This window comes from Anaeromassilibacillus sp. An200, assembly GCF_002160025.1.
GTDB classification, from domain to species: domain Bacteria; phylum Bacillota; class Clostridia; order Oscillospirales; family Acutalibacteraceae; genus Caccousia; species Caccousia stercoris.
The window spans coordinates 1-1,951 of sequence record NZ_NFJU01000107.1 but is presented as its reverse complement, the minus strand read 5'-3'; the positions used below and the strand labels follow the sequence as shown (position 1 = coordinate 1,951).

Here is a 1,951-nt window from a genome sequence, read left to right as displayed (position 1 = left end):
CCTCCAGCTTCTTGATGATGCTGCCTGCGGCAAATGCGGGCATGGTTAATCCGGCAATTTGCGGGAAAAGAATAAGAAAAGCCAGAAAAACGGCTACCACACGAAGCAGAGAATTTCTGATTTTTTGATGCATGATCGGCTTCCTTTCCAAAAAGGAAGGGCCGCTTCAGGTCTGTAACCTAAAGTAGCCCTTCCTCACAGAATAGCGTTATTGGATTTTGCTTTATTTTTCCAACAGAGGATTCACAGTGATGGGGTTGATCAGTTCATTGGTACTGCTGTCAAAGCACTGTACCCAGTAAATATAACCATTTTCTGCAACATAGCAGCCAACAGCCATGGATGTGGCATCCGGATCTAAAATATTGGCTCTGTGTCCATCTGAATTCATCCAGCCTTGTACGACGCTTTTCGGATCACCGCTGAGTCTGGTCAATATACGCTGATTATTCTCATACCGCACGGCAATAATACCACTAGACATGCTGATGTTCTCCCATCCGCCGTTTCCGCCATTGGGGCGGTCGTGGCTGTAGAGGATTTCCAGCTCCTTGGCACGAATCTGAGCTTTTTCCGTGCAATACCTCGACCATACCAGCGGCTCAAGCCCAGCTTTCACACGTTCTACGTTGGTGTATTCAAGCACGCCCTGCTCATACTCATGACTCCAGTCACCCAACGTCAGACCAGCTTCTACCGAAAGCCGCTGTGATTCCGTCATATTTGTGGTGTCCACATTTGGTTTAGAGGGTGTCTCCGGTGTGGTAGGCTGGCCTGTTGCTGAACTGCCGCCCGCGACGGTGGCAACACACAGCTTCGTGCCGGAGCTGCCGTTGTAGGAAACATAAATTCCAGCCGCTGCACCGGGCGTTCCGACAGCCGTGATTTTGTAGTACACCGCTCCGGCTTCCTGTCCGCTTTTCTGGATGGTGAATACACCGGGCGTACCGAACCATACGTTGAGCGCGCCGGGATTTGCGGCGGTAAACTTGAATTGATACGTTTTGCCGGGCTGAACCGTAAAGTCGGAATTTGTGTCGCTCGTCCAGCCGGAAGAAGCTGTGGGCTGAGAGACGGACGGGGTGGAAGTTGTATTCTGCGTGTTCTGGATGACATTGCCGTTCTTATCCTGTACGATGATGGAGCCATCCTTCATATGCCAGGTAGTATTGCCGGTCGTATCATCGTACTGCATGCTCGACCAGCCGCCCGTGCCGGGGCAGGTCAGCGACAGCGCGCTGGCTCCCATAGCCGGAAAGGTGGTGAGAATCATGGCCGCTGCCAATGCCGCCGCAATGATCTTTTTCTTGTTTTTCATAAAGTTCATCCCTTCTCTAAATAAATTTGTCTCCTATGATTATGATAATGGATCGGCTGTCCAATAGAAGCCGCTTGAAGCGTTATTCTTCTTTTTGCAGATATTCCCGGGCGGTGTCCTCGGACAATTCGTATTGCTGCATAATCTGCCGCAGAATTTCTTCTTCGGGAAGATTTAATTTCCGGCAAATATCGATCGCTCCGCGAATGCCTTTCTCAATGCCTTTCTCAATGCCTTTCTCCATGCCCTTCTGGATCCCTCTGTTCTCGATCCCCTGGCTCAAATTACACATAAGCGACACCTCCTCGTCTAATTGCTGCGTAATGGGAATCTGAAATTCCTCGTTCAGGATCCGCAGCTTTTCTTCTGCGCTGAGTTCCTCAGAGAGAAGGGAACTCAGCAGCTCCAGAGCCATGTTCTCCTTCTTGTCTTTGGGCTTTCCAAGACAGAGGATCAGCGCCGTCATTACATCGTAATGCTTCTTTAGCTCCCTTTCTTTTGTTTGCCCGGCGAACACATCCTCCGCAATGCGGTAGCGGAAGATACTGTTTTTCCTGTTTTCCGGCACTTCGGAACAGATCCAGATGGAATACACCTTCTTGATCTTATCGTATTGGCCATGCGTGAATTCCC

1 protein-coding gene and 1 pseudogene are annotated in these 1,951 nt (G+C 50.1%); both read right to left on the bottom strand.

Annotated elements, in window-relative coordinates; genetic code table 11:
* Positions 1-223: 223 nt before the first annotated feature.
* Positions 224-1,318: a CAP domain-containing protein gene (locus B5F35_RS18025; RefSeq protein WP_162611485.1), complete on the bottom strand. Its 1,095-nt coding sequence runs from the start codon at positions 1,316-1,318 to the stop codon at positions 224-226.
* 82 nt (positions 1,319-1,400) lie between these two features.
* Positions 1,401-1,951, bottom strand: a pseudogene (locus B5F35_RS18850) (hypothetical protein); the annotation flags it as partial.